The organism is Anaerolineae bacterium, from assembly GCA_016931895.1.
Lineage (GTDB): Bacteria > Chloroflexota > Anaerolineae > 4572-78 > J111 > JAFGNV01.
Genome location: JAFGDY010000283.1, coordinates 12,740 through 36,823, shown reverse-complemented (window position 1 = coordinate 36,823; position 24,084 = coordinate 12,740). Strand labels below are relative to the sequence as shown.

17 protein-coding genes, 1 tRNA gene and 1 pseudogene are annotated in these 24,084 nt (G+C 51.7%); 9 read left to right on the top strand and 10 right to left on the bottom strand.

Features of this window, described 5'->3' with window-relative positions; genetic code table 11:
- The first annotated feature begins 77 nt into the window (after positions 1–77).
- The 6 genes from JW953_21650 (at position 78) to JW953_21625 (ending at position 8,311) form a co-directional block, all read left to right on the top strand.
- A complete protein-coding gene (locus JW953_21650) occupies positions 78–1,148 on the top strand; it encodes a hypothetical protein (protein ID MBN1995308.1) in 1,071 nt (356 codons plus the stop codon).
- Positions 1,145–4,576, top strand: a complete 3,432-nt coding sequence (locus tag JW953_21645) for a hypothetical protein (GenBank protein ID MBN1995307.1) — start codon at positions 1,145–1,147, stop codon at positions 4,574–4,576. The genes JW953_21650 and JW953_21645 overlap by 4 nt, the downstream gene beginning before the upstream one ends.
- The gene (locus JW953_21640; GenBank protein ID MBN1995306.1) at positions 4,573–6,123 is read left to right on the top strand and encodes a radical SAM protein; all 1,551 of its coding nucleotides are present in this window, start codon (positions 4,573–4,575) and stop codon (positions 6,121–6,123) included. Before JW953_21645 ends, JW953_21640 begins: the two co-directional genes overlap by 4 nt.
- A gap of 683 nt (positions 6,124–6,806) precedes the next feature.
- The gene (locus JW953_21635) at positions 6,807–7,031 is read left to right on the top strand and encodes a hypothetical protein (GenBank protein ID MBN1995305.1); all 225 of its coding nucleotides are present in this window, start codon (positions 6,807–6,809) and stop codon (positions 7,029–7,031) included.
- Positions 7,032–7,297: 266 nt separating this feature from the next.
- Positions 7,298–7,534 carry a hypothetical protein gene (locus JW953_21630; protein ID MBN1995304.1) on the top strand — a complete coding sequence of 79 codons (237 nt, stop codon included), beginning with the start codon at positions 7,298–7,300 and terminating at the stop codon, positions 7,532–7,534.
- Between the two features lie 30 nt (positions 7,535–7,564).
- Positions 7,565–8,311 carry a hypothetical protein gene (locus tag JW953_21625; protein ID MBN1995303.1) on the top strand — a complete coding sequence of 249 codons (747 nt, stop codon included), beginning with the start codon at positions 7,565–7,567 and terminating at the stop codon, positions 8,309–8,311.
- A 109-nt stretch (positions 8,312–8,420) separates the two neighbouring features.
- Here JW953_21625 and JW953_21620 read toward each other — a convergent pair whose 3' ends face one another.
- The 5 genes and pseudogenes from JW953_21620 to JW953_21600 form a co-directional block, all read right to left on the bottom strand.
- Positions 8,421–11,654 (bottom strand): cyclic nucleotide-binding domain-containing protein, encoded by a 3,234-nt coding sequence (locus tag JW953_21620; GenBank protein ID MBN1995302.1) that lies wholly within the window; start codon positions 11,652–11,654, stop codon positions 8,421–8,423.
- Between the two features lie 376 nt (positions 11,655–12,030).
- Positions 12,031–12,261: pseudogene (locus JW953_21615) on the bottom strand (hypothetical protein).
- A gap of 762 nt (positions 12,262–13,023) precedes the next feature.
- Complete coding sequence (locus JW953_21610; GenBank protein ID MBN1995301.1) at positions 13,024–14,046, bottom strand: hypothetical protein; 1,023 nt, start codon at positions 14,044–14,046, stop codon at positions 13,024–13,026.
- Between the two features lie 3 nt (positions 14,047–14,049).
- Positions 14,050–15,153, bottom strand: coding sequence for a hypothetical protein (locus JW953_21605; protein MBN1995300.1), 1,104 nt, complete (start codon positions 15,151–15,153; stop codon positions 14,050–14,052).
- 126 nt (positions 15,154–15,279) lie between these two features.
- Positions 15,280–15,362, bottom strand: a tRNA-Leu gene (locus JW953_21600).
- A 102-nt stretch (positions 15,363–15,464) separates the two neighbouring features.
- Here JW953_21600 and JW953_21595 point away from each other — a divergent pair.
- From JW953_21595 to JW953_21585, 3 genes are all read left to right on the top strand, one after another.
- Positions 15,465–16,049: a sigma-70 family RNA polymerase sigma factor gene (locus JW953_21595; GenBank protein MBN1995299.1), complete on the top strand. Its 585-nt coding sequence runs from the start codon at positions 15,465–15,467 to the stop codon at positions 16,047–16,049.
- Positions 16,050–16,075: 26 nt separating this feature from the next.
- On the top strand, positions 16,076–17,251 hold the full coding sequence (locus JW953_21590; protein MBN1995298.1) for a zf-HC2 domain-containing protein: 1,176 nt from the start codon (positions 16,076–16,078) through the stop codon (positions 17,249–17,251).
- A 171-nt stretch (positions 17,252–17,422) separates the two neighbouring features.
- Positions 17,423–18,340 carry a response regulator gene (locus JW953_21585; protein MBN1995297.1) on the top strand — a complete coding sequence of 306 codons (918 nt, stop codon included), beginning with the start codon at positions 17,423–17,425 and terminating at the stop codon, positions 18,338–18,340.
- 6 nt (positions 18,341–18,346) lie between these two features.
- Here the strand turns inward: JW953_21585 and JW953_21580 are convergent, their stop codons facing one another.
- From JW953_21580 to dnaA, 5 genes are all read right to left on the bottom strand, one after another.
- A complete protein-coding gene (locus JW953_21580) occupies positions 18,347–18,640 on the bottom strand; it encodes a hypothetical protein (GenBank protein ID MBN1995296.1) in 294 nt (97 codons plus the stop codon).
- 51 nt (positions 18,641–18,691) lie between these two features.
- Positions 18,692–19,885 (bottom strand): SAM-dependent methyltransferase, encoded by a 1,194-nt coding sequence (locus JW953_21575; protein ID MBN1995295.1) that lies wholly within the window; start codon positions 19,883–19,885, stop codon positions 18,692–18,694.
- Positions 19,886–19,888: 3 nt separating this feature from the next.
- Positions 19,889–21,274: an L-seryl-tRNA(Sec) selenium transferase gene (locus tag JW953_21570; GenBank protein MBN1995294.1), complete on the bottom strand. Its 1,386-nt coding sequence runs from the start codon at positions 21,272–21,274 to the stop codon at positions 19,889–19,891.
- Between the two features lie 3 nt (positions 21,275–21,277).
- A complete protein-coding gene (locus JW953_21565; protein MBN1995293.1) occupies positions 21,278–21,655 on the bottom strand; it encodes a hypothetical protein in 378 nt (125 codons plus the stop codon).
- Between the two features lie 714 nt (positions 21,656–22,369).
- Positions 22,370–23,734: a chromosomal replication initiator protein DnaA gene (gene dnaA / locus JW953_21560; GenBank protein MBN1995292.1), complete on the bottom strand. Its 1,365-nt coding sequence runs from the start codon at positions 23,732–23,734 to the stop codon at positions 22,370–22,372.
- Positions 23,735–24,084 lie beyond the last annotated feature (350 nt).

Genomic DNA, 24,084 nt, shown 5'->3' with positions numbered 1-24,084 from the left:
GGAACAGACAACACAGGCCGGTGCTGACTTACTGAAGTTAGTCTAGTGTGACTGGCTTCGATTACCAGGGAGTCAAAATGTCAGAAAAATTTCGCTCTGAACTATTTGTGGGACGGGAGCGAGAACTGGAAGATCTGGTCCGGTGGGCGACGGATATCGCTGTCCCCTCCCGCCGATTAAGGACTATTGCCGCTCCACCAGGTTATGGCAAAACCTGGCTGCTCAAGCAATTGGTTTGTCGCCTGGCTGAATGGCGCGACCTGTTTATCATAACAGCCCCCACGTTGACCTTAACCTCGTATGCGGCAATCACCAAATGGCTGCTAACGGTGATAGAACAAGCCGGAACTGTTTGCGCCAAAATGAGCGCCGTCCCCCCCGATGAATCTCTGGAAGCCTGGGTTCGTCATTTGCTCGAAAATCTGACCCAAAATAGCCCCTCGTTACGCCCCATTTTAATTGTAGACGGCCTGAATGAATTAGCAGATAATGAGCGGCGAGAACTGGAAAAGTATTTGCTGGACCAGTTTTGGCTCAATCCAGAAGTACGGATTATCGTTTCCTTTAGAGAGGAATCCTATCTAATTCCCTCTAATCCCCGGCGCGGCGAAAAGCGAATTTCTCTGGAGACTTTTTCCAAAATAGAAAATAAAATATCAGCAGATGGTCACCAACAACTGCACAAACGGGCTACGATTATACCGGAAAAACTTGAAGCCCCGCTGGAGGAATTTCTTGAAATCGTAGCCCCTTATGCCCTCACTGTCCCCGGTTTGAATACCATTTTATTCCGCCGGGCCCGAGAAAATGAAGCCAATCATCGCCGTCCCATTTTAAACGCCAATGATTTAAAGGAAAGCCGGTATGAACTCATTGGCCCGGAATTGCGCCAAAAGCCAGAAACTGTGAAAACCATAGAGGATGCTTTAAGGCAGATTGTAGCCCTTCAAGAAAACTCATGGATATTGGAGAACTTTGCCGGGAATAAATATACCCAACGAGAGGCCCTCAATCATATCCAAACGCTAATGGTGTTAAGTATCGTCACCCACATCGGCGGACAACGTTATCAAATTGTTGACGGGTTGCGTGAACTGCTTTATGCCGAAAATCGCCTGAGAGAGAAGGAAAAGGAGAACAAACAATGATCACCCCCACATTCGCGGTTGCTCGCCGCACCGAGCGCATTGTTAACCGGATTGCCGAATTAAAAAAGCTGGAACAGGCTATTTGTCAACCCGGACTCGACACCCGGGTTGTGATTATCAAAGCGCCGGGCGGCCTGGGCAAAACCCGTTTATTGCTTGAAACCCTGTGGCGGATCGGCCATCACCAGAGTTTTCTATATTTATCTCCGCCCAATATTGACGAAATTTGGACAACTACAACGCCCGTTATTATCTCAAATATTGTGGACTTCAGCGATGTGCGGTTGCACACCTTTGAGCATTTTCTGCAAATCCTCCGGGATAGTTTCTCCTGGCATGAACAGGCCCAATTTCAGGCTTATGACGACGCCGTGGTTGAGTACAAGCGAAAACGTAGAGATCAAGCCGACTATTCGTCGGTGGAAGCAGCGGCGGCAAAGGCGGAGGGGGCCTTTTTTGAAGATTACCGGCAACTGGCCGGTGAATATCGTTTGGTGTGGGCGCTTGACACGGCCGAACAATTAAGTTATGCCGGCGCGTCTTGGCTATGGGAAACAGGGCTGCTCAGCCCCAAAGACATCGGTTTCAGCACCCAACAACGTTTGCTGGAATTGTTGCAACAGGGAAAGTTGCCCAATACCACTATTCTCCTGGCCGGCCGGCCTGAAGCAGAGGCTTATTTTGAGCAATTAATTGAGGCCGCCCATCATCCAGATAGCCGGTTCAGCCTGGAAACCATTGAGTTAGACGTTTTTAATGTGGAAGATGTGCAAACCTATTTAAACCAATTGGCCCAGGATTATCAGGCTCAACCCGGCTCGGACGAAGCCATTGCGGCGCATTTGCAAAACATTGCCCAAGACCAGGACCGCATCAAAGTGCTCCACCTCTATACCGCCGGACAGCCGGTGCGCCTGGCCTTGTTTGTGGACATCTTGATTGAAGGCAAAAAAGAGCCGGTGGCCTTACAAGATACCTTTGCCCAGGCCAAAGAACGGATACAAAAGGAAGGATTAGAAAAGATACAGTTTGAAATTGAAGCGGAGTTCATCCGTTTGCTTTTTGCCACAACAGATGACCTTCGTCCCCGGATAATGACCGCCCTGGTGCGCGCCCGGCACGGCCTGGATGCCAAACGATTAAACTTTATCCTGGGCAGTTTGCCCAACGCTGACCCTGCCGCCTGGAAGACTGACCCCATCTTAAACCATGAGATTGAACAGGAATTAGCCTTCGACAATCCTTATTCGTTACACCGCCTCTCTGTGGTCAAAACCAGGGCCGATGGCCGGTTGATTCTGCAGGATGAACTTTATCGCATTTATGCCGAAAATATGGCCGCTAATGAGATTGACCGGAAAGACGAAGCTCAGGCTCGTTTGCAACTTTACCGGAAATTGCAAAAATTTGCGGATTGGGAAATTGACCAATTAAATGAAATACGAACGCAAATTCGTAAGGAGGATGAACGTTCCCTGCACTGGGAATCGCCGGCCCGGGCGTTATCTATGAAACTCCGCTCTTTGGGTATAACAGAAGAACATGAACGTTTTGCTTTAGAAGAACATGTTTTGGCTGCCCGGCTAGAAAGATTACATTACGAGCTAAGGATTGACCCGGATGCGGGCTTTAATGACACTTATTACGACATAGCCGAACAAATGTCGCGGGCGAATGATTTGGAAGCCGACGTGCAGATTCAAATTGAACTATGGCGATTTCTCACAGACCCCTATACCCGCGCATTTATCAACCTGCCCCCCCGGCCAAGTATGGTCAATGACACCTCCTGGGATACCCTTGAGCGAGCCGCGATACAGGATGATGTGACCCGCTGGATCAAAAGGTTTTTCCTCACCAAACAGTATCACCGCGCCATTGAGTTTGCCGACCAGGTGGAACAAATTATTCCCGCCCTGCCGGAACCCTTGCAAAAAACCCTGGCCCACACCTTTTCCAGGGGCGAACGCATTTGTTGGCAAGAGTTTTCCCGTGTCTATCTGGGGGAGAACATTCCAGACGCTATCGCCAGACTGGAAACAACAGCCAAGCAATTGGAACGACTCTTGTCCCATAAGGGCATTCCTGAACAGGAAGAATTTAGTTTGCTAGAACACCCAGCTGAAATTCGTTTACGGCGAGTGATAGGATTAAACTATAACTTCCTCGGTTATGGCCATGTCACCCAGGGACATTATCGCCAGGCCGGCCAGTATTATGCTACAGCTTTGCGCTATTTGCGGGATACCGGGTTTTGGGCTCGACAAGCAATTACGCGCAATAACCTGTCGCGTGTGCTTTCAGAAATGGGTTTGATTAACCGGGCGGGTCGGATTTGCCGGGACGCGCTGGAACTAAGAGAAGAGTTAGGGTTTGAAAATCCTATTGCCTTTTCTCATAACACTTTGGCGGTTATTTATAACAATGGCCGGCAGCCGGAAAATGCCTGGCCGGAAGCGGCCAGAGCCGTTGTTTATTTTCGCAAATTAGAGGACCCGCGCGGGCTTGGTTTGGCGCTTACGGAGTTGTGTGAAGCTTTACGCCGCCTAACCACGTCAAAGGTGCCAAAGGTAGTGGACACGCCCGAAGAACTGTTGGATACCGCGGCTACAGCTATCGCCGAGGCAGTTGAAATTTTTGAACAATATAGCCCGGAGGTGATGCGCCGGATCGAGGCTTTGATTGAACAGGGGTGTTTATATCGTGATTACATGTATTATCTTAAAACCCACCACCCTGACCAAAGCAGCCGAATTACACAATACCGAAATCGGGCTATCAGCTTACTTAAAACAGCGCTGGAGTTGTCTACGGAGAGAGGTTTTGCCCGGCATCAACTTGATGCCCAAAATGACCTGGCCTGGACGTACTACTATGCCGGCGAAACTGAGGCAGCCGAGCAAGCAATTGAAGATACCCTGAAATTAGTTCCACCAGAGAGTCTATTGAAAAAAGATAGTTCTCCACCTTGTCCCACCGATGCTGAATCCTATATTTTTATGCAATTGGGTAAAGTATGGGCAGTAAGGGGCCGCCTAAGATTAGATCGCTTTATCAAAATAGCCGCGGCCATTAGAGCTTCGTTGGAAAATAAACAGGCCGGCCGTTTAGCGGTACGCAATGACCCACAGGCTACTAAAATGCTCGAGCAAGCGGCCGAAGCGTTTGTTTTGAGTTTGGGTTATAATCAATTATACTCAACCCGGTCTACGGTTATTTCGGTCAGTCTTGACATTTTGTACGATTATCTCAAAAAATTTAACCGGTTTGAGATGACAGATTTCTTTAAATACCAACGCCAGGCCCGGGCGGAGTATCGGATTGATGAGATAGAACCTGAAGACCCAACGGATTTGGAAGTTTTCTTACTACAGTCCTTTGGCGATTACTTTGAACCTGTTCCGGGTAGTCCCGAAGAGGTAAAATGATGAGTAAAATCGAACCGATCATCATTGTCAATCATCCTTCAACCAGGTTAGAAAATGACTGCGCCTGCCCGGATGTGCCTTTTGTGCTGAGCAGTTCCCTGACCGATAAAGTAGAAGAGGATTGTGCTTGCCCTGACACCCCTTTTAGCAGTAACCGGTTCGGATTGTCCCTGTCGGTGGATGATACCCGCAGAGGCCAGGCGCATCCAACCATTAACCAAAAACCTGTCAGGTCTGATAGGCCTGACAGGTTTAGAATTGCCCCCCAACTTTACACCGCCCCCCTGCCTCACAATTTTACCCTGGCTTTTAGCCCTTTCTCCCCGTCTGGGCCAACCGTACTGAATCAGCCAGCGCTGAAGCGACTCCAAGAATTCAGCCTGCCCCAACTGCTGGAACAAGCGGTTGATTATACGCTGGCTGAAGGCAATTTACTTATTCTGGCCGGGTCAAAGCCGGTGATGAAGTGGGGCCGCCCCACCACATTAACCGCCTGGCTACACATAACCAACGCCTGCAACCTGGATTGTGCGTATTGTTATGTGCGTAAATCCAATAGCCGCATGCCTGATGAGATTGGCCTAAAAACAATTGAGCGAATTACGCAAACAGCCGTCAAAAATAATTTTGAAACCGTTAAACTCAAATATGCCGGGGGCGAACCGGCCCTTCAGTTCCGACTGGTACAAAAACTCCATGCTTATGCTCAAGAGCTTACCACAGTTAAAAAACTTGGTTTTCGGGCTGTCGTGCTTAGTAATGGAACGCTCTGGACGCCTGAGATGGCCCGCTGGCTGGCCGATGCCGGGGTCAAGTTGATGATTTCTCTAGATGGCATCGGCGCAGCTCACGACGCGCAGCGGCCTACCCGCAATGGCCAAGGCAGCTTTGCCCAAATAGAGCATGCGGTTGACCATATTCTACTGCCGGCCGGCATTCACCCCGATATTTCTATCACCATCACTAAACGTAATGCTCTGACTGCCGCCGAGACTGTTGCCTGGGCTATCAAACGAAGTTTGCCTTTTAGTCTCAATTTTTACCGGGAAAATTTACTGTCAGCCAATAAGGCAGATTTAAGCCTGGAGGAACAACAGATAATTGAAGGCTTGCGGCGGGCTTATCAGGTAGTTGAACACTATTTGCCTGCCCGCCCGTTTTTAGGCGGCTTGCTGGACCGAGTGCAAGCTGAAGCTCATGCGCATGCCTGCGGCGTGGGTCAGAGTTATCTGGTTTTTAACCATGCCGGCCGGTTAGCGCAGTGCCAGATGCGCCTGGACGAGGGAGTTACTCTGGCCGATACAGATGACGCTTTGAAACTCGCGGCTCGCGGTCCCATTCCGGCGGTCAGCGTTGATGACAAAGCCGGCTGTCGAGATTGTCTGTGGCGGTATCGCTGCGCCGGCGGCTGCCCGTTGGAAACCTATCGAACCATGGGCAGGTTTGATGGGCCAAATCCAAATTGCCGCATCTACACCACGTTATTTCCAGAAGCGTTGCGGCTGGAAGGGTTGAGGTTGATGAAAATGGCCGGCTATTTAACCTGATGTAAGCCTTGTGTCAGCTTGACGAAATCATCAGGCCAGAGAACGGGATGGTAATGATACCATCCCGTTTTTATTTGGCCTTGATAGCGTTAGATATAACCTCTATTATAAAGGTAGGCAAAGAAATACAAAATCAACGATTATGCACGGAGGATTACCTATAAAAAATAAACCAACTAAAAAGCATCTGCACTCGATTACCACTATCTTACATAATTTTTGAGCAGACGAAAGGAGGTAAATCTACATAAAATAATCAACTATGGTTGCGCCAAAGAAAGGAGGGTAACATTTGGATCGGCTAACGCCAATTGCTTCTTAAAAGACTTGATAAGCACCTCCCCAGCAGTTTAATAGAACACAACATTTCATCAGGCAATTGGCCTCAACTACACTTAACAACCAAATAATCAAATTCCAAACCGGCGCAAGCCGGGACAAACACGCAAAAGCGTGTCGCGCACAGATACATCAAGTGCATCTCAGAAGGTGGGGGTAATGAGTTACCCCCACCTGATCGTCAAAAACTTATAAAAATTAAGTGGAGGAAAACAATGACTATAATATTACTTTCAACTATCTTAGCCCTATTTTTAGGTTTATTGGCACTCAGTTTGGTAGCGCGCCAGATAGTTGGCGAATAGCGACGATAACAGTCATCGCCGGTAATCAGGTAGTGCAATATGAGCAATTACAAAATTTTTAACAAAGGCAACAAAAAATCAAAAGCGCTGTTAGGCCGAATAGCTATCAGCAACGGTGATAGAGCACGTAAGGATAATGCCTGCCGGTTGTTAGGTGCTCTGGATTATTCTCAAGTCACCAATTGGAATAACTATCTTTATACTGAAATTCTGCGGAAAATCCGACATGCTACCCTGTCGGATCAATCCCAACTTTACGGATAGAGGAGGACAAATATGAATTGGCTTTTAAATTCAATGTTTGAGATAGTATTATTTTTAGCCGTCATTGATACCCTGATTCTACTGATGGTTTGCATAGGCATCTATTTTGTTAAACCACGATGGCCTGAATGGTGGGAAAACAATATCTGCGCTCCCTATCCCGAAACGTTTTGATTTGTCACCTTACCTAAATCCTCCCTCTACCACGCTTGATTTATTATTATCAAATAATTTTACTAACAGCCAGTTTATCAGGAGAGTGAAAAATGATAGAAAAAATCTGTGACCTTTTGAATTTAGACATAAAAGCAGGGCTTGGGCGGCGCTTATTGGAGACAGAGATCAGGCAGGATGTCAAAGACCCAACCCTTTTCTACATTCACTCTAAAGAAGATATTTCAGAGGCGTTCTCTCTGGCACACGCGCTATCGGTCCTGGCAGAAAAAGTATTAAATTTAGAAAATGTGCACTTTAAAGCAGAACGCATTCTGGCCTGTCACTAAATATTAAGGAAGTGAAAAGGAAAGAGGAAAATGAAAACCTTTATAAAGCCTAATACTCAGGTTGTTATCGGCAACAAGGATTTACCCCAGCGGGTTGTTAACGGGCCCTGTCGTATTTTTCTTGTGGGCAAACGAGTGTATAGCCAGATGAGTATCATCCCCCAAACACTTACCTTTACCAGCCAGGAGTTACCTACTGCTACCCAGATTCCAGTCATTGTCCAAATAACTTGTGATTGGTCTCGCAACCTCGCCAATCTTACCGACCAGCAACTGTACAATGCAGTAAATTTGCCCAATGAAAAACTGGAACCAGTATTACGGCAAAATCTGGAAATAGCAGCAAAACGTTATGTCAGTTCTTATCCTGTAGACGAATTGATAGCTACCCCCGAAGTGGATAAGTGGCAATTAACATTTATCAAACACAACCATCGCCATCTAACTCATTGCATGTTGGATGAAATCAATAAACGATTAGGTGGTCTTGGTTTGATTGTTAACGAGTTAAGCATTAACATTACCCTCCCAACGTACTTGCAACGAGAAATGGAAGATATATGGCGATTACAAAAACATCAGGACCATATCCCTGGCTTAACTGACCTGAAATTAGCTCAAGCCATTGCCAACAGTCAACCTATCATAAAGTTAATCATGGGTAGTCTGCTTGAAGAAAAGTTAGATGATTACGATATGTCTGGCCCCATCATCGAAGCCGCATCTATTTATCGAGAAGGGTTTAAGGGAAATGGGCATAGTAAAAAGAATCTATGAAGTTATTGCTAACCAGAATATCATAAGACTGAATACTCTACTACCCAAATCAAAACGCTGAAGCCCTTATTGACTTCAGCGTTTTGATTTTCTCCTGTTTTAAGCTGCCTTAAAAAGTCCGCTCAAAAATAACCTCAAAAGAGATGTGATAAAGAGAATTTGCCACCGGATTATCGTTGTCCGGGCAGGTCTCATTGACCCCAAAATCCGGGGTAATGCCCGTGGCAACCTCGCTGGTGCCGCCCTGTATGGAAACCTCGTAAGTGCCTTTGAACATGGCAAAATCAATGCGCCCCGGATCAAGGCTGCCTTTCAGGTCTGTTTTGGTTTCGGTTTGGCTCACAATAAAATCTGTGGCCCAGGCAATTTTAACCGGCACGCCGTTGATCCCCTGGCCGCCGGGGTCTTGCACTTTGATAAAGATGTGGTGCTTTCCCTGGTTTTCACAAGGGGTCAGTTGGCGCACGCTGACCAGCCGGAAGTCAACATCGGGCGTAGGGGTAGGTTCTGGAGTCGGAGTTTCGGTGGGCGGGCCGGGGGTGTTGGTAAAAAGCGGCCGGGGTGTATTGGTTGGTGTTGGCGTAAAAATCGGGGTCGGGGTTTCGGTAGGGGTGGGCGTATTCGTTGGGGTGGGCGTGAGGGTAGGCAGGGGAGTTTCGGTGGGGGTGGCGGAAGGGGTGGGGGTGAGGGTAGGAGTAGGCGTTTCGGTGGGGGTGGGGGTGGCCGTTTCCACAAAGGGTAGGGCGGCCATGGCTCCCACAGCCCCCTCTTGACGCATTTGATTCATAATGCTGCGCTTATCCCCGGGCAGAGCGCCTTCATCTTCAAATGTTGCGGCCAGCGAGTTGATGATCAACGACGGGGCGGAAATGCCGCACAACCAGGTCAATAGAATCAGTATCCCCAGGATGCCTATTTTGGCCAGCAGGCTGCGTTTGGCAAACCAAACCGACAAACTGGTGTTGTACCGTTTGAGTCTGCGGTTGGAGGTGACGCGAGGCTGCGACATAGCCTGAGAAGTAGAGCGGCGACTTCGCTCCACTTTTTGCGCCGGAGAGACAGACGGCGCATCCAATCTCTGCCCCGTCTGCGCCCCCGCAGATTTTTCCCGTACCGGATCGGTTCCCCGGGATACGGGCGCGGCTTCTGCGTAAGCGCCAACCGGCGCCGGCCGCGATGCTGCGCCCGGCCCTTTCCGTTTTGGTTTGGGCGGCTTACGGGCCGGTTTTGATTTGGCTTCGGTTGGCGCGGCCTCTGTAGAGAAAGGATGCGGCATGCCCCGGGTGGGATCGCCGGGCCGGGCCGGGGATTTTTTGACCTTCCGGCCGGGCTTACTTTTACGCTGCGGCTGAACTGGCCGCGAAGGTTCGGCGCGGACCGGTGGCATGGCGGCGGTATGTTGGGAGTGAACCGCTGAACCAGGTGGCCGAACCGGTGGCATAGCGGTGGTATGTTGAGAATGAACCGACGGGCCGGACGGGCGTATCGGCGGCATAGCGGTGGTATGTTGGGAGTGAACCGATGGCCCCGGGGCCGGATAGGTCCGCGACGGTAGCGCCGGTACAGGCCGCGACGGTTGAAAGCCGGCCGAAGGCCCCACCGGGCGCACCGGCACCGGCGGCATCATCACCGGCCCCCGGGTGGGGGTCATAGGCCGCGACGGAGGCGCGCCGGTTGTGGCGGGCAAAGCCCTTTGGGGAGCAGCGCCCCGCATGCGGCGCATGGTTTCTTCCAAACGTTCGCCCAGCAGGCGATTGAAAACCAGGGCCAGATTGGGGTAACGCTGCACAAAATCTTCAAATTCGGCCTTGGTCAGCACCCAAACGTTGCTATCAACCAATACGTGGGCCGTATCGGGGTGGGCTTTGCCGGAAAGCAGGGCTATTTCGCCAAAAAAGTCGCCCTGCTCGTGCATTTCCAATAAAACAGGCCCCTGCATGGTGGTTACCCAGCGTTCAATCTGGCCCTGGCCCACAAAATACATTTCATCGTTGGCCTGGCCTTCGTAATAGATGATGCTGCCGCCTTGATAACGACGCGCCTGCAAGCGCGTGGAAAGTTCATCGAGCTGCCGGCGAGACAGGCCGCCCAGCAGGGCAATTTTCTTTAAATGAGGCTCCATGGCGTAACCGCCCGAAGCGTCAAGCTGCTCCCGCACCACCCGGCCCAGGGCCACGCTTAGTTGAGGATATTTGACCAGCAAGTTGTCAAAATCGGTGCGGTATAGGCCCCACAGATTGGCGTCGGTGGCGGCATAGGTGGTAAAGGAACGAGTTTTGCCGGTGAGCAGGGCGTTTTCGCCAAAAAAATCTCCGGCCACAAACCGGCCCACCAATTCTTGGGGTTTATCCGGGCTGTCGGAAATAGCTTCAACGGTACCGCTGTCAACAATATACAGGGCTTCGCCGGGATCGCCCTGGTTGAACACAAATTCGCCGGCCGGAATGTGCCGCAGCAGCAACAGGCGGGCCACATCTTTGAGCGCGTCTTCGGCTAAATCCTCAAATAAAGGGAGCCGCTGGAGAATGGTCAGGGCATATTCCTGGTCGGCCAGGGTCAGGCTGGCGCGTAAATTTCGGCCAAGTTTGGTTTTGATGGAAGGGTTGGATTCGGCCAGCGCGGCAAAATCGGCCGGGCTGAGCTGCCAGAGCACCACCTCATTGGCGGCCTGGGCCGTATTGGAATGGGGTTTGCCGGAGATGACGGCCATCTCGCCAAAGGCGTCGCCGGAGGCAAGTTCGGTATAATCGTCATCGGTATCGCCCAAAAGCCGGACCATGCCTTTTTCCAGGAAAAAGATGCCGGTGGGGGCGTCGCCGCTGCGGTAAATGGCGTCGTTGGCAAAATAACGCTGCGGAGAGAGATGCTGGGCCAGCACGGCCCGCTCTCTATCTGATAATTCTTGTAAAAAGGGGATTTCGGCCAGTTGGCCGGTGAGGCGCGGTTGATATTGAATGATGCCCGCGCCAAAGGCAAGCCCCAGGTTGAGGCCGATTGCGGGGCGTTCGGCGATAACTTCAGCCAGGTCGGCGTTATTTAGCGACCAGACGATGACGCCGCCGGAGGCGCGAGCCGTCATGGCGTGGGTTTGGCCCAAAAAGAAATCGGTTTCGCCCACCAGGCTGCCGGGGCCAAGATTAGCCACTCCCGGCTGGTTTTCACCGGCCGAGAGTTTGACCCAACCTTCTTTTATCAGGTACAGCACGTCACTCTCGCCGCCCTTAAAAAAGAGGGTTTCGCCGGGTTTGTAGTTTTCTAAACGCATCCGTTTGCCCAGGGCGCGTTGTTCGCTGTCGGTCAGTTCGGCAAACAGGGGCGTATTTTTTATTGCTTCTTCTTTCAAGGCAAATCCTTCCTTCTACCTACGGTCCACCGGCTCCCTGCTGGAAGACAATTTGCCAGGAGGGAATAACGCCGGGGGGTAAATTGCGGCAAAGATCATTACCACTTATCGTTATTTCAGGGATCGGGCCGGCGGTTCCCACGCCAACCGGTTCTATTTGATAAGTTTCGTCCGGCTCCATTTGAAAATCGGCGTAGCCAGGGTCTATTTCGGGTTTGAAGCCGGTAAACACATTATCTTTGCCCCCGGGCCAGTTGATGGCTATTTCTACACCCGCTACACCTGCCCCTACTCTATCACGAATATAGATTCTAAGCAATCCACCAGTGGTATTATCGCACAAAACCACAGATTGCGCTACCCCAAAGGGGGCGTTGGGGCCGGGGGTGGGGGTTTGGGTGGGGGTAGCGGTGCGTGTAGGTCGGGGAGTGCGGGTAAAGGTTGGGCTGGCGGTGGCGGTTGGCGGGCGGGTGGGGGTTGGGGTGGGAGTTTTGCTTGGCGTGGGGGTTGAGGTGGGCGGGGGGGTGCAGGGAGTAGGGGTATGGGTAGGGCGCGGGGTTGGGGTGGGGGCTTGAGTGGGGGTTGAGGTGGGCACCGGGGTAGGCGTTGCCAGAAAAACAACCATGGTGCTGGATGTTTGGCCCAGGGCGTCAGCTAAAGTGACCAGGGCTATGATGTCTCTAATATCTCCGTTTTGGGCAATATACAACTCGGCTAAATGAGCCACGGCGTTGGGCGGGTCAGGATATTCAAGGGCGGCTAACCTGGCCCTGGCCTGCGCTTCATCTTGCTCATGAAAATAAGCCGCCGCAATCAAACGAAGATAAACGTCTTTGTCCTGTTGAACCAAGTCTGCCGGGCCAAGGGGCAACGGACGCGGGTCCAGCACCCAGCCGTAAGTGAGCGATAGAACCAGGCCCACCACAAAACCAAAAAGAAAGCCGCCTATCCACCACCCCCTATCATGTTTCTTTTGGGTTGAGGCCCGCTTTCTTCCGGGGAGGTTGGGCGGGGCAGCAGAGGGAGACCCCAACGTCTCGGCTTTTTCTGATATTGATTCCGCTGACGCGCTTTTTTGTTGTTTTTTTAAGTCTACATTGTCCTCCAATGGCCGGGCGTTTTAACCGATGTATCTTATGCAGAGGGTTCAATAATGTCAAATGATCTTAGTCATCAAATCAGGTGATGATTCGGTAATTCAACATGTCATTCTGAACGGAGATTGGAAGCGAAGCGGCTGAAGCGGAGTGAAGAATCTCCTTCCGGTGTTACATCAGCAAGGTAAAGGGACGCCATAAAGAGATTCTTCGGCCTACGGCCTCAGAGCATAATCAAACAATTACCGAATCGTTTCAATCAGTTCTATTTTTTAATAGGTCTTTTGAAAAGTGACTGCATACGAGTAATGCCCCGCACAAAGTTGATTGGTGTTTTTACGGGCCGTACAATCCGCGTCGTCGCCGCAGTAACCGCCCTGGCTGAGCCAGGGGTTGGGAATATCATGGTCCACTGAACTCAGTTTTTCGGTAACCTGGCTGGTGGCCGGAGAGCCGTCTTCCTTGGCGGTGACTTCCAGGGAAAAGCCGTTTTTCCACAAATCGTATTCCAATTTGCCCGGGCCTTTTTCACCGCTTTTGTGAGGAGGCACGGCCTTGAATGTGTCTTCAACCGTAACCCCATCCAGCGGGTTACCGTTAACATCCAGAATCGTGACAAAAATATTATGACTGCCCATACAGCCGCCATTTTCGTCCCGGCTTAACATTCTTTGTTCAACAATAATAAAATCAACCGGCGGTTGAGTAGGTTCCGGGGTAGCGGTCGGTTCGGGGGTATTGGTGGGGGGGCCAGGGGTGGGGGTGGGTGGTTCAGGCGTGTCGGCGGGAACGGGCGTGTCGGTGGGGGGGGCTTCGGTTGGTATCTCGGTGGGGGCTGCGGTAGGCAAGGGCGTGTCGGTAGGCAGGGGCGTGGCCGTGGGCGGAAGGGTGGGCGTGGGCAGGGGCGTGGGGCTAGATAGAGCAGCCACTACTGAAACCGTAGTTACGCCCAGGGCATCGGCCAACCGGTAGAGGTTCATGGCGTCGGCATCGTCGGCCCCGCGACCTTCTTGAATGTAACGATCCAACATAAAAGAGAGATATTGTTCTGCGTTGGGCAAGCCCAAGGTGTGAAGCTGTTGTTGGGCCAATTCCAGGTTGTTACTGCTGGCATATTCAGCAGCAATGGCTAACATTTGGGCTTCCAATTCTTGGCCGCTGATCTCCGGGGCAGAGCTATTGGCCGCAGTGGTTGAGATCAGGCTATAACCCAGGGCACCGGCGACCACCGCCACCACACAAAACAGGGGTATCACCAGGGCTATAATCAGGAGGAGAATCTTAGAATTTTTCATACATTACCACGTCCTCTGGAAGGTTACTTCCCAGGAATAATGCCCCCAACAAAGCGAGTTGTTGCCTTCACCGTACACGCCGCTGTTCCATAAAACCCGGCAGGTTGCCTCGTCCGGGCAATAACCGGCCTCAATGAGGCGCGGAATGCCGATTTCCCAATCGTTTGAACTGAGCAGTTCGGTTTGTTCGCTGGTAACGGGACGGCCGGCGGTGGGGTCATTTTTTACAAAGATCATGTAGCCATTTTTGTACAGGTCGTACACGGCCAGGCCGGGCTGGTCATCGCCCTTGTGGCCGGTGACAACCCCGGGCACAGCATTCCAGGCATCGCCCAGTTCCACCCCCTTAATCGGGTTTCCGGCGGCGTCAACCACGTTTACAAAAATGCTGTGCATGCCCAAACAGCCGCCATTTTCATCTTTGCTCAACAATCTCTGTTGGGTGATGACAAAGTCAACGGCGGGGGTGGGGGTGGGTTCCGGGGTAGGGGTATCGGTAGGGGGGGCCGGGGTATGGGTGGCCACAGGTTCAGGGAGGGCGGTTTCGGTGGGGGGTGGCTCTTCCGTAGGCGGGATGTTCTCAGCCGAAGCGCCGGCGGCGGCCTGAACCACCAGGGTTGGCGTTGCAGTTGGCACCACGGGTGTATTGGTGGGCGTGGACGTGGGCAGCGGCGTTTCGGTGGGGGTGGCGGTGGGCGTGGAAACATAGGCAATCATAGAAATGGTGCTCACCCCCAGGGCCTCGGCCAAATTGACCACATTTTTTATCTCTTCATCTACCGGGCCGCGATTGGTGCGGATCATGCGCTCGGCCACCAAAGAAACGTATTGGGCCGTATTGGGCACTTGTAATTCGGCCAAAAAGGTTTTTGCTCGCTCTACGTCTTGATGTTCGGCAAAATCGGCGGCGGTCATAACCACAATTTCTTGGGCCTGGTCCTCGGACAATTCTGAAATTTGGGCGTCAACAAAACGGGTGGGAAACAAATACCAGGTTATAATTAGCCCCACAAAAATGGCCAACAGGCAACCAACCGGCGTGATGGCAAAGAGGATAAGCAAACGGCGGTCTATTTTTACGCCGCGCTTTTTCCTGCTTCTTTTCATAAAACACCCCTATTCAAAATGAATGGCCGCTCCCCAATTTTAACACTACGCGGGAAGTGGCCTCACGGATAACCAGAGGGTGAACTAATGTTTTGGCCTGGCATATTACTATAAAAAATGCTATAATGCCGGAGGTGGGAATCGAACCCACAAGGGACTAGCCCACACGAGTTTGAGTCGTGCGCGTCTGCCAATTCCGCCACTCCGGCTCAAAGCAGAGGTAAGTATAAACCAAGCGGTCATATCCGTCAAATTGCCTAGGCCATCCGGTAGATTTAGATAAACCCAAGCCATAACAACCATTCCCTTTTATGGACGAAGCTCAGATTATCAAAGAGGCGCAACAGGGCAGCGTGCCTGCCTTTAATAAATTGGTGATGGCCTACCAGGGCACAGCCTACAACGTGGCCTACCGGGTGATCGGCAATCAAGAGGCTGCGGCAGATGCCTGCCAGGATGCTTTTCTGAAAGCTTATAAGGCCATCAAACAATACCAGGGCGGCTCATTTAAAAGCTGGCTACTGCGCATTGTCACCAACACCTGTTACGATCAGATTCGCTACCAACGCCGCCGGCCCGCCTCCTCTTTAGATGACCTGTCTGACAATCCCAACGAGCACAATCCTAAATTGACCAACGGCGGCGAGCGTCCTGAAGAGCGCGTGTTGCGGGGCGAATTGGGCGAAATGATTCAAACCGGGATAGCCCAATTGCCCGAAGACCAGCGCGTGGTCCTGGTTTTAAGCGACGTGCAGGGATTTTCTTATCAGGAGATTGCCGACATCATCGGCCAACCCCTGGGCACGGTCAAATCGCGCCTGAACCGGGGCCGCCGCCGCCTGCGCGATTTCTTGATAACGCAAAAGGAACTTTTGCCCGGCCAATACCGTCTGTAATAATAAAGTAATAGAGTTTTTAGCCAATGCCAGAGTATACTAACCACCAACCAAATATTGAAGACGCGCGTGATTTGCTTTCGCCATATTTGGATGGTGAAGTAACCGGCGAGGAGCGCGCCCTGGTTGAGCAGGCCCTGGCTACATCGCCTGAATTACGCGACGACCTGGATACGCTGCGCCAAACAATAGCGCTGGTAGCAGACCTTCCCCCCGTGGCGGCGCACCGTCCTTTTACGCTTTCTAAAGCCAGCGCGCTGGCCACATCGTCTATCCCCAGAAAATCTTTTAACTTGCCGGCCTGGCTGGGTGGTTTGGCTGCCGCTGCCGCCGTGCTGGTGTGCGTGCTGGCCGTTGGCGGGCTTTTCTTGCGTGGGCAACTCGGCGGGAACATACAACCTGCCGCAGAGATAGCGCAGTATGCGGCTGAAGAACAAGCCGCCGAGGAAGAGCCAGCAGCGGAGGAACCATCTGACCAGAACACCCCGGCCGAAGAGATTTGGGAAACGGGAGAGATTGAAAAGGAAGTTGCGGTAGAGAAGGAGGCCGAAAAGGCGGTTGAGGCTGAAGCGCCAGCTCCCCCGGCCGCAGAAGCACCCCCCGCCGAGTTACCGGCTGAAGAACCGGCTGCAGAAGAAGCTGTTGAAGCCGCCCCCGCCACAGTTGGGAAAGTGATCAAGACGGAAGAATCTCTGGTTGATGAAGCTACCCAAGATATGGCTTCAGCCGTAGGCGAGGTAGAAACATCTCCTGAAGCCAACGTGACCAGGGAGGCAGATAACGCCGAACTTATTGCCCCTGCTGTTCAGACTACGGCTACGCCTCACGCCATGCCTACGCCTACTGTCACCACTGCTGCCCTGGCCGCCGAACTGGCCGAGGAGAAAGCCGGCGACGTAGCCGAAGGGGGCGTCGAACAACCAACAGGGACCGGCAGAGCAACGACACCCCCTGCCCCCGAGTCCCAACAAGAGCAAAAAGTGTCCTTGCCTACGCCCACCCTCGCGGCCAGCCCTACGGCGCCGACCCGCCTGACGGCCATCCCGTCGGATACACCGTTGGCAAAAGTCACTGGTGTGGCAACATTTGCCCCTGAAGACACCTCCATAAAAACCCGGCCCTGGATTGCGGGTTTGGTGGTGGCGCTGGGCGTGATCTTCATCGGCTTCATCGTCTGGCTGGTCATTCGCCGGCGAAGGTGAATCATCATCCCTAAATAGTACCTCTTGTAAAATTTGTTGTGGAATTTCTACGCTTCGTCATCGTTCCCCATCAACGTTGACTTTTCTCAAGAATAACATTAAAATGGTTGATGCCCCTAAGAGGGGAAGAGCTGAGATTTAGAAAACCGCTTAGACACTCATGGAAAGAAAATGGCTGCACCAAATATCCTTGTAATTGATAGCGACGAAGGTTTTGGCAACATGCTCAAGGAGGGGCTACAAAACAGCGGGCATTACCGGGCCAAGTGCGTGCATACCGGCAGCAATGCCCTGGAAGCGGTCATAGAAGAACCCTTTGACCTGGTCATCATAGACATGGATCTGGCCGATATGTCGCCGCTAACCCTGGTGCAGGCCATCCGTGAGGCTAAAAGCGGGATGCGCATTATGATGATCCCCCTGATGGGCCAAGACTTGCCCGACCAGGTCAAATCGCTGGACATTAATGGGGTGCTAACCAAACCCTTTTTTGTGGGCGATTTACCCGATTTGATAAACCAGGCTCTTGGCCGGCGCCCCCCCCCTCCACCCATTTTTCCCGGCGCGCCCGGTTCGCCCGCAACGCAGACCCCACCCCCGCCCACCAAAGCGCCGCAAACGGCTGGAGAAAAGGAAGATCCACCGCCAGCCATTGCGGATGAGGAGGGATCAATGCCGGCCATTGCCGCTGTGCCCCAAGAAACCATTCGCTTTTTGCGGGCCAACGAAAGTGAAATTTTGCGGCTGTTGGATGACTTAAACGTGGAGGTTCGGGCCGAGGCCATTTTGCTCATTGCCGGGCGGGAATTGATTGCCCAGGCCGGAATGTTAGACCGCGACCACTGTGAGGAATTGACGCTGCTGGTCGCCCAAAGCTCGCAAGCAGCGGCCCAGGCCGCTCGCTTTTTGGGCGAACAGGGTGGTTCTTTTATCCAAAGTTTGCACGAAGGTGAGGCGTACCGCCTTTATACCTTAACTTTGGGCGAGAGAATTTTGTTATCCCTGGCGCTCAGTTCCAATGTGCCGTTGGGGATGATTCGCCATCAGTGCCGGCAGGTGGCGGAGCAACTCTCCCGGTTCATTATTTAACCCCCTCTACTCTCCCCGCAATCTGGCCCGGGCCTCGGCGCAGTGAGGACAATTATCTCCCGTGTAATCCCGGCCACAGGTGTAACAAATTTTCACCTCGCTTTCAATAAAAATCTTGCCGATAGGGGCGACAATTAGCATCAACTCCTCATGGGCGTATTGGGTCAGCCAGGCCAAAATATCGGTTTCGCCAATTTTGGCGCCCTCCGGGCCAACGGTCAGCACCCCCCGCAGAACGTGAGCGCCTATTTCCGTAGCTTCCTTGGTCAAGCGACGGGCATCACTTTTTGAGACGGGCATTTGATTGCTCCTTATTAATCCACCTTTTCAGGCTTATGGTTGCTTATGGTCTCAGAATATGGGTTTTTCTCCGGCCAAAAGTTGCTCAAGATAAGGTTCAACGCCCCAAAACTGTTTTAGGGCTTTATATTCCTGAACAAATCTGGCCTCGCCAGAGGCGGCCACTTTTACCGCCCGGATCATCAGGTTTTTAGAGGTATGCTCAGGGGAAACAAACTCCACCACCTCGGTGCGATAGCCCCTTATCCGCAAAATCAGAGCGCGGAAGGTATCGGTTAAAATGTCCCCTTGCCGCTCTTTTAAAATGCCATGCCGCATCACGGGCTTAAACGGCGCGGGCGCAGGCTGTTGGTTGAGTTGTTGTTGTAGATGGTGGTGGCAACACGGGGCGCAAAAAATGAGTTTGCTCTGCCAGGTTATCGCCCGGGCCAGGGCTTCATCTGTGGCGGTATCACAGGCGTGCAGGGCCAAAACAAGGTCAGGCGGAGTCTCAGGTTCAAAGTCCATGATGCTTGTTGTTTGAAAGGTTAAATTTGTCCAACCCAGGGCCTGGACCTGCTCAGCCTGCTTTTTCAAAAGGTCCGCTTTTAGGTCAACGCCGGTGACTTGAGTTGGCAGCCCCACCATATGATTCAGGTAATGGTAGATGGCAAAGGTTAAATAGGCGCTGCCACACCCAAAATCCACCAGATAAAGCGGGGTTTTATCAAACTTCTCTAATTCTCCTGTTTGCTGAACCAGCTTCAAAAATTCGTTGATTTGTTTAAGCTTGCCCTGCATCCCGGCCTTAATTTTACCATCTTTGGTCATCAACCCGATGGTTTGCAAAAAAGGGTTGGGCGCGGTGGCCGGCAGCAACAGCTCTTTTTGACGATCGTGCGCCAGGTCCGGCCCTTTTTGTGGGGCAGGAGCGGTTGTTTTATGAACAATGGCTTTGCCTTTTTTGGTGAACTGCACATGCAGATTGCCTGTTTTTGTTTTCAGATTGATCCCCTTAAAGGGTAAGGCCAGTAGTTGGTCCAGTTTTTCTTTTACCTCGTCGCCCGTGTAGTTTTTAGTAATATCTTTATCCGGCTCAAAGTAAGAAAACTGGAGGTATCTTTTGCCCTTTAGCTCCACCGGCCGAATAACAACTTTCAGCCAGGGAAGCGTATGCTTTCGTTGGTGGCCGGTGAAGGTCGCGTTTATAAAAAATTCTTCATCAAGCACGTTGTCCCTGACCAGTTGTTTATAATCGCTCGCCATAACCTAACCGGCCCCCAACACCTTTTTCAGCGTGTCAACTAATATCTGATCCTGCTCCGGCAACACTGTGCGCGGGTCTAGCAAAAGCCGATCATCTTCAATGCGGGCAATAATGGGGGGGCGGGCACCGCGCAATTTTTCGGCCAGAGCGTCAACAGAGAGCGCAGAAATAGCCAGAGCCTGGGTAGGCAGGGTTTGGCCGGGCAAACTGCCGCCCCCCACCGTGGAGGCGCTGTTAACAATTTGCAAAGATATCCCGGCCAGCAATGGCTCACGACGCAAAGCGGTTTGCCATTTTTTAGCCCGCCGGGCCAACTGCGGCCCGCCGGCAGAAATCATACGCCAGACCGGAATTTCAGTGTAAGCCTTGTTTTCAAGGTAAGCCAGCAGGGTGGCTTGCAAAGCGGCCAGGGTGGTTTTGTCAACCCGCAAGGCCCGGATAAGGGGATGCTTTTTGAGTTTTTCGATGAGCGCGGCCCGGCCCAAAATCAAGCCGGCTTGCGGGCCGCCCAACAATTTATCCCCACTGGCAGTTACAATATCTGCTCCGGCGGCCAGACTTTCCTGGATGGTGGGTTCGTGCGCCAGGCCAAAAGGGGTTGTATCTAACAGCGTGCCGGAGCCGAGGTCTTCCATCAAAGGCAGGTTGTAGCGATGGGCCAGGCCAACCAGCTCAGCCAGGGAGGGTTGGGCGGTGAAGCCCGTAAGCTGATAATTGCTGTGGTGCACCGCCAGGAGCAGGCCGGTACATGCTGAATCAATGGCCTGCTCATAATCTTGAATATAGGTGCGATTGGTAGTGCCCACTTCCACCAACCTGGCCCCGGATTGAGCCATAATATCGGGGATACGAAAGCCGCCCCCAATTTCAACCAGTTGGCCGCGGCTGATAATCACCTGACGGTCTTTGGCCAGGGCGGTGAGGGTCAACATAACCGCGCCGGCGTTATTGTTGACCACCACGGCCGCTTCCGCGCCGGTTAAACGACATAATAAATCGGCGGCATGCACATAACGCGAACCACGCGCTCCCGCGGCCAGGTTGTATTCTAAGTTGGAATAAGCTGAAGCGGCCTGCTGTAGGGCCATTTGCGCCCGTTGACTCAATAGCGCCCGGCCCAGGTTGGTATGGATGATCACGCCGGTGGCGTTGATCACCGGCTGCAACGAAGGACGGATGCCGGCGGCCAGGCGGGCAGTGATTGCCTGCGCCAAGCTATCCGGCGCAGGGGCAGGTTGGCCAGCTCCAATTTGTTGGCGGGCCGCCGCCAACTCCAGCCGAATGGCGTCAATAACAAGCTGGCGACCATGCACCTCAACCAACGCCGCCACTTCAGGATGCTGGAGCAGTTTATCAACGCCGGGCAATTTACGTAGTTCGGATGGCACGTTTTACTCCCTGGTTAAAAAAAATGTTTCAATCAACACAAAAACGCCGGCCAACACCGCCACAATGGTCCAATTGAGCGCCTTAATTAACTGGAGATAAGCCAGCAAAACTCCCAAAAAACCAACCCAGGTCCCCTGCCGCACCAGCCGAATTTTATCCCGTTCAAACCAATCCGATTGGGCAAAACGGTTATTCAAAAAAGTGCTGATCGGTACGGCGCCGGCGCTTAAGCCCAAAAACATAAAGGCAAACAGCAGCAACTGCGGCCTGGCCCAAATTACATCGGGATCAGGCCAAAGGTTGTTTATAACGTAACGTAAGCCAACAAAACTTAGAGTGGCAATAACAATGGAGCCAAACACCCACCATCTCTGGCGCATAATCTACCCGGGTCACGTAATTTAGATAAATTGTATTATACCCCAACAAACCATAAAAACCACTTTAAAAACGTTATAACAACAAGGTGAAGAGTTATTCACAGTAATTATGGTTATTATATTATTAATTTAGTTGTATGTAGTAGGTGCTGTGGATATGTGGATGGCCGTAACCTGACCGGCATCTACCCCTATATCTGGACGGGGAGGTTAAAAAAGTCCACATATAGGTTGGGGCTGGCTGTGGGGCTAAACAAATAGATGTGGATAACACCGGGAAAAGAAAGCGATAATCATGTGGATAAGGTTTTTATAATTTGTCAAATGAGCCTGAATCTATATCTTGGGCCGGGGGATAGGCTGTCCCCTATATGTTGGGGGTTTTGGCGCAAATCAAAAAAAATTAAGAAAGATGGGACAAAAGTTATCCCCAAGTTAAGGCACTTATCCACAGTTATATGCGGGTTATCCACAGAAATGGGGGTAAAGTGAAGAAAAATACAGGGTTTGAGGCAAAATAAGGGGGCTATACTAAAGAAAGCTTATGCTTTTATAAAGGAGAGTTATGCCGGTGCCGGCGTTAGTTATCCACATGGTCTGGGCACAACTTTATCCCCAAAACAGGCCACTTATCCACAGTTATACATAGGTTATCCACAAATAACCCTCATTATTTATTAAATGACCTAATTTTTAACGAGCAAAAACGGCGGGTCAGAGAATTTGCTGGTAGATGATTTCTCTGATCGAGAGCATTTCTCGGCGGAGTTTGTTATTCTGTTCAATTTGGGAGGCGATTTTTTCCCAACCGTGCATCACCGTAGTATGGTCTCGCCCGCCAAGAGCCTCACCTATTTGCGGCAGCGAGGCCCCGGTTTCTTCTCGGGCCAGGTACATGGCCATTTGCCGGGCGGCGGCAACGTCTTTGCTGCGACCCCGCTCAATCAATACTTCGGTGTCCATTTGATAATAGTTGGCTACGGCAGCAATGATTTGCTCCACAGACAATTCGGCCTGCCGGGAAACAATATCTTGCAGGGCCACGGTGGCCAGTTCCATACTAATTGACTGGCGCATCATGGCTGCATGGGCAATTACTTTGTTGAGCGCGCCTTCCAATTCTCTAATATTGCTCTGGGCGCGGCGGGCAATAAATTCCATCACGTCATCGGGGACATACACTTGCTGAGAGTCGGCCTTAAAACGGAGAATGGCGATTCTGGTCTCCAGGTCTGGCGGTTGCACATCGGCCAGCAAGCCCCATTCAAAACGAGAGCGGAGCCTATCTTCCAGGGTGGTGATGGCTTTGGGGGGGCGGTCGCTGGAGAGCACAATCTGACCGCCGGAGGAGTGCAGCGTGTTAAACGTGTGGAAAAACTCTTCCTGGGTGCTTTCTTTGCCGGCGATGAATTGAATATCGTCAATCAGCAGAAAATCCGTAGTGCGATATTTTTCCCGGAACGCTTCCGTAGACTGGGAGCGGATGGCATTAATCAGATCATTGGTAAAGGTTTCGGAGGAGCTATAGATAACTTGTTTGCCCCGGGCCACGGCGTATTGGGCAATGGCCTGCAAAAGGTGGGTTTTGCCCAGGCCAACGCCCCCGTATAAAAATAAGGGATTATAGGCTTCAGCCGGATTTTCGGCTACGGCCAGAGAAGCGGCGTGGGCCAGCCGATTTGAAGCGCCCACAATGAATTGGTCAAAGGTATATTTGTGATTTAACATGGGCCGCTCTTTTGCGCCCGGAATTTGTCCATTCCCGTTTGGTGAGGGGTGGGGAGGCCCAGGCTCTTCTGGGAGCAACGGCAGCGTCACCTGTTCGGCGCCGCCTTCTGCATCTACAATAAATTTTATATCCACAGGATAACCCATAATCCCGGTGACGGTGCGGTTAATTGTAGCCAATAAACGGTTTTCTAGCCAATCCTTGGCAAAGGCGCTCTTGGTGCCAACCGTCAAAATATCTTTATCTTGTGCTACAATGTGTGTATTTTTTACCCAAGTATCAAAGGTCGCCTGGGTCATCTGCATTTGAAGCTGACCTAAAGCGGTTTGCCAAACCTGGTCTGCGTTCATTTTTCTTTTCTCCCCAGAAGATTTGTTGATTTTTTACCAAAGCCCAACTTTATTTTATAAATAAAATCCCGATTTTAGGGACAAAAAAACCTTCTCTGAGCAATTTGATTCAAATTGCTGGTAAATATTGCCTGACTATCTTCAGGCAACCTTTATTTTGATGTAAGGATGATGACTGTGGAAGACTATTTGAGGAGAACTACTAATCCATATAAGAGAGTAGTCTGCCGCTGCTTTTTTCATGAAAAAGCAAACCGGCCACTATCAAGTTGTAAGATAATCTAGCGCTCACCCTTCCCTGGTTGGGGAGATCTAAACTCCCCGGGGTGAAATTTTGGGGCAGAATTGAG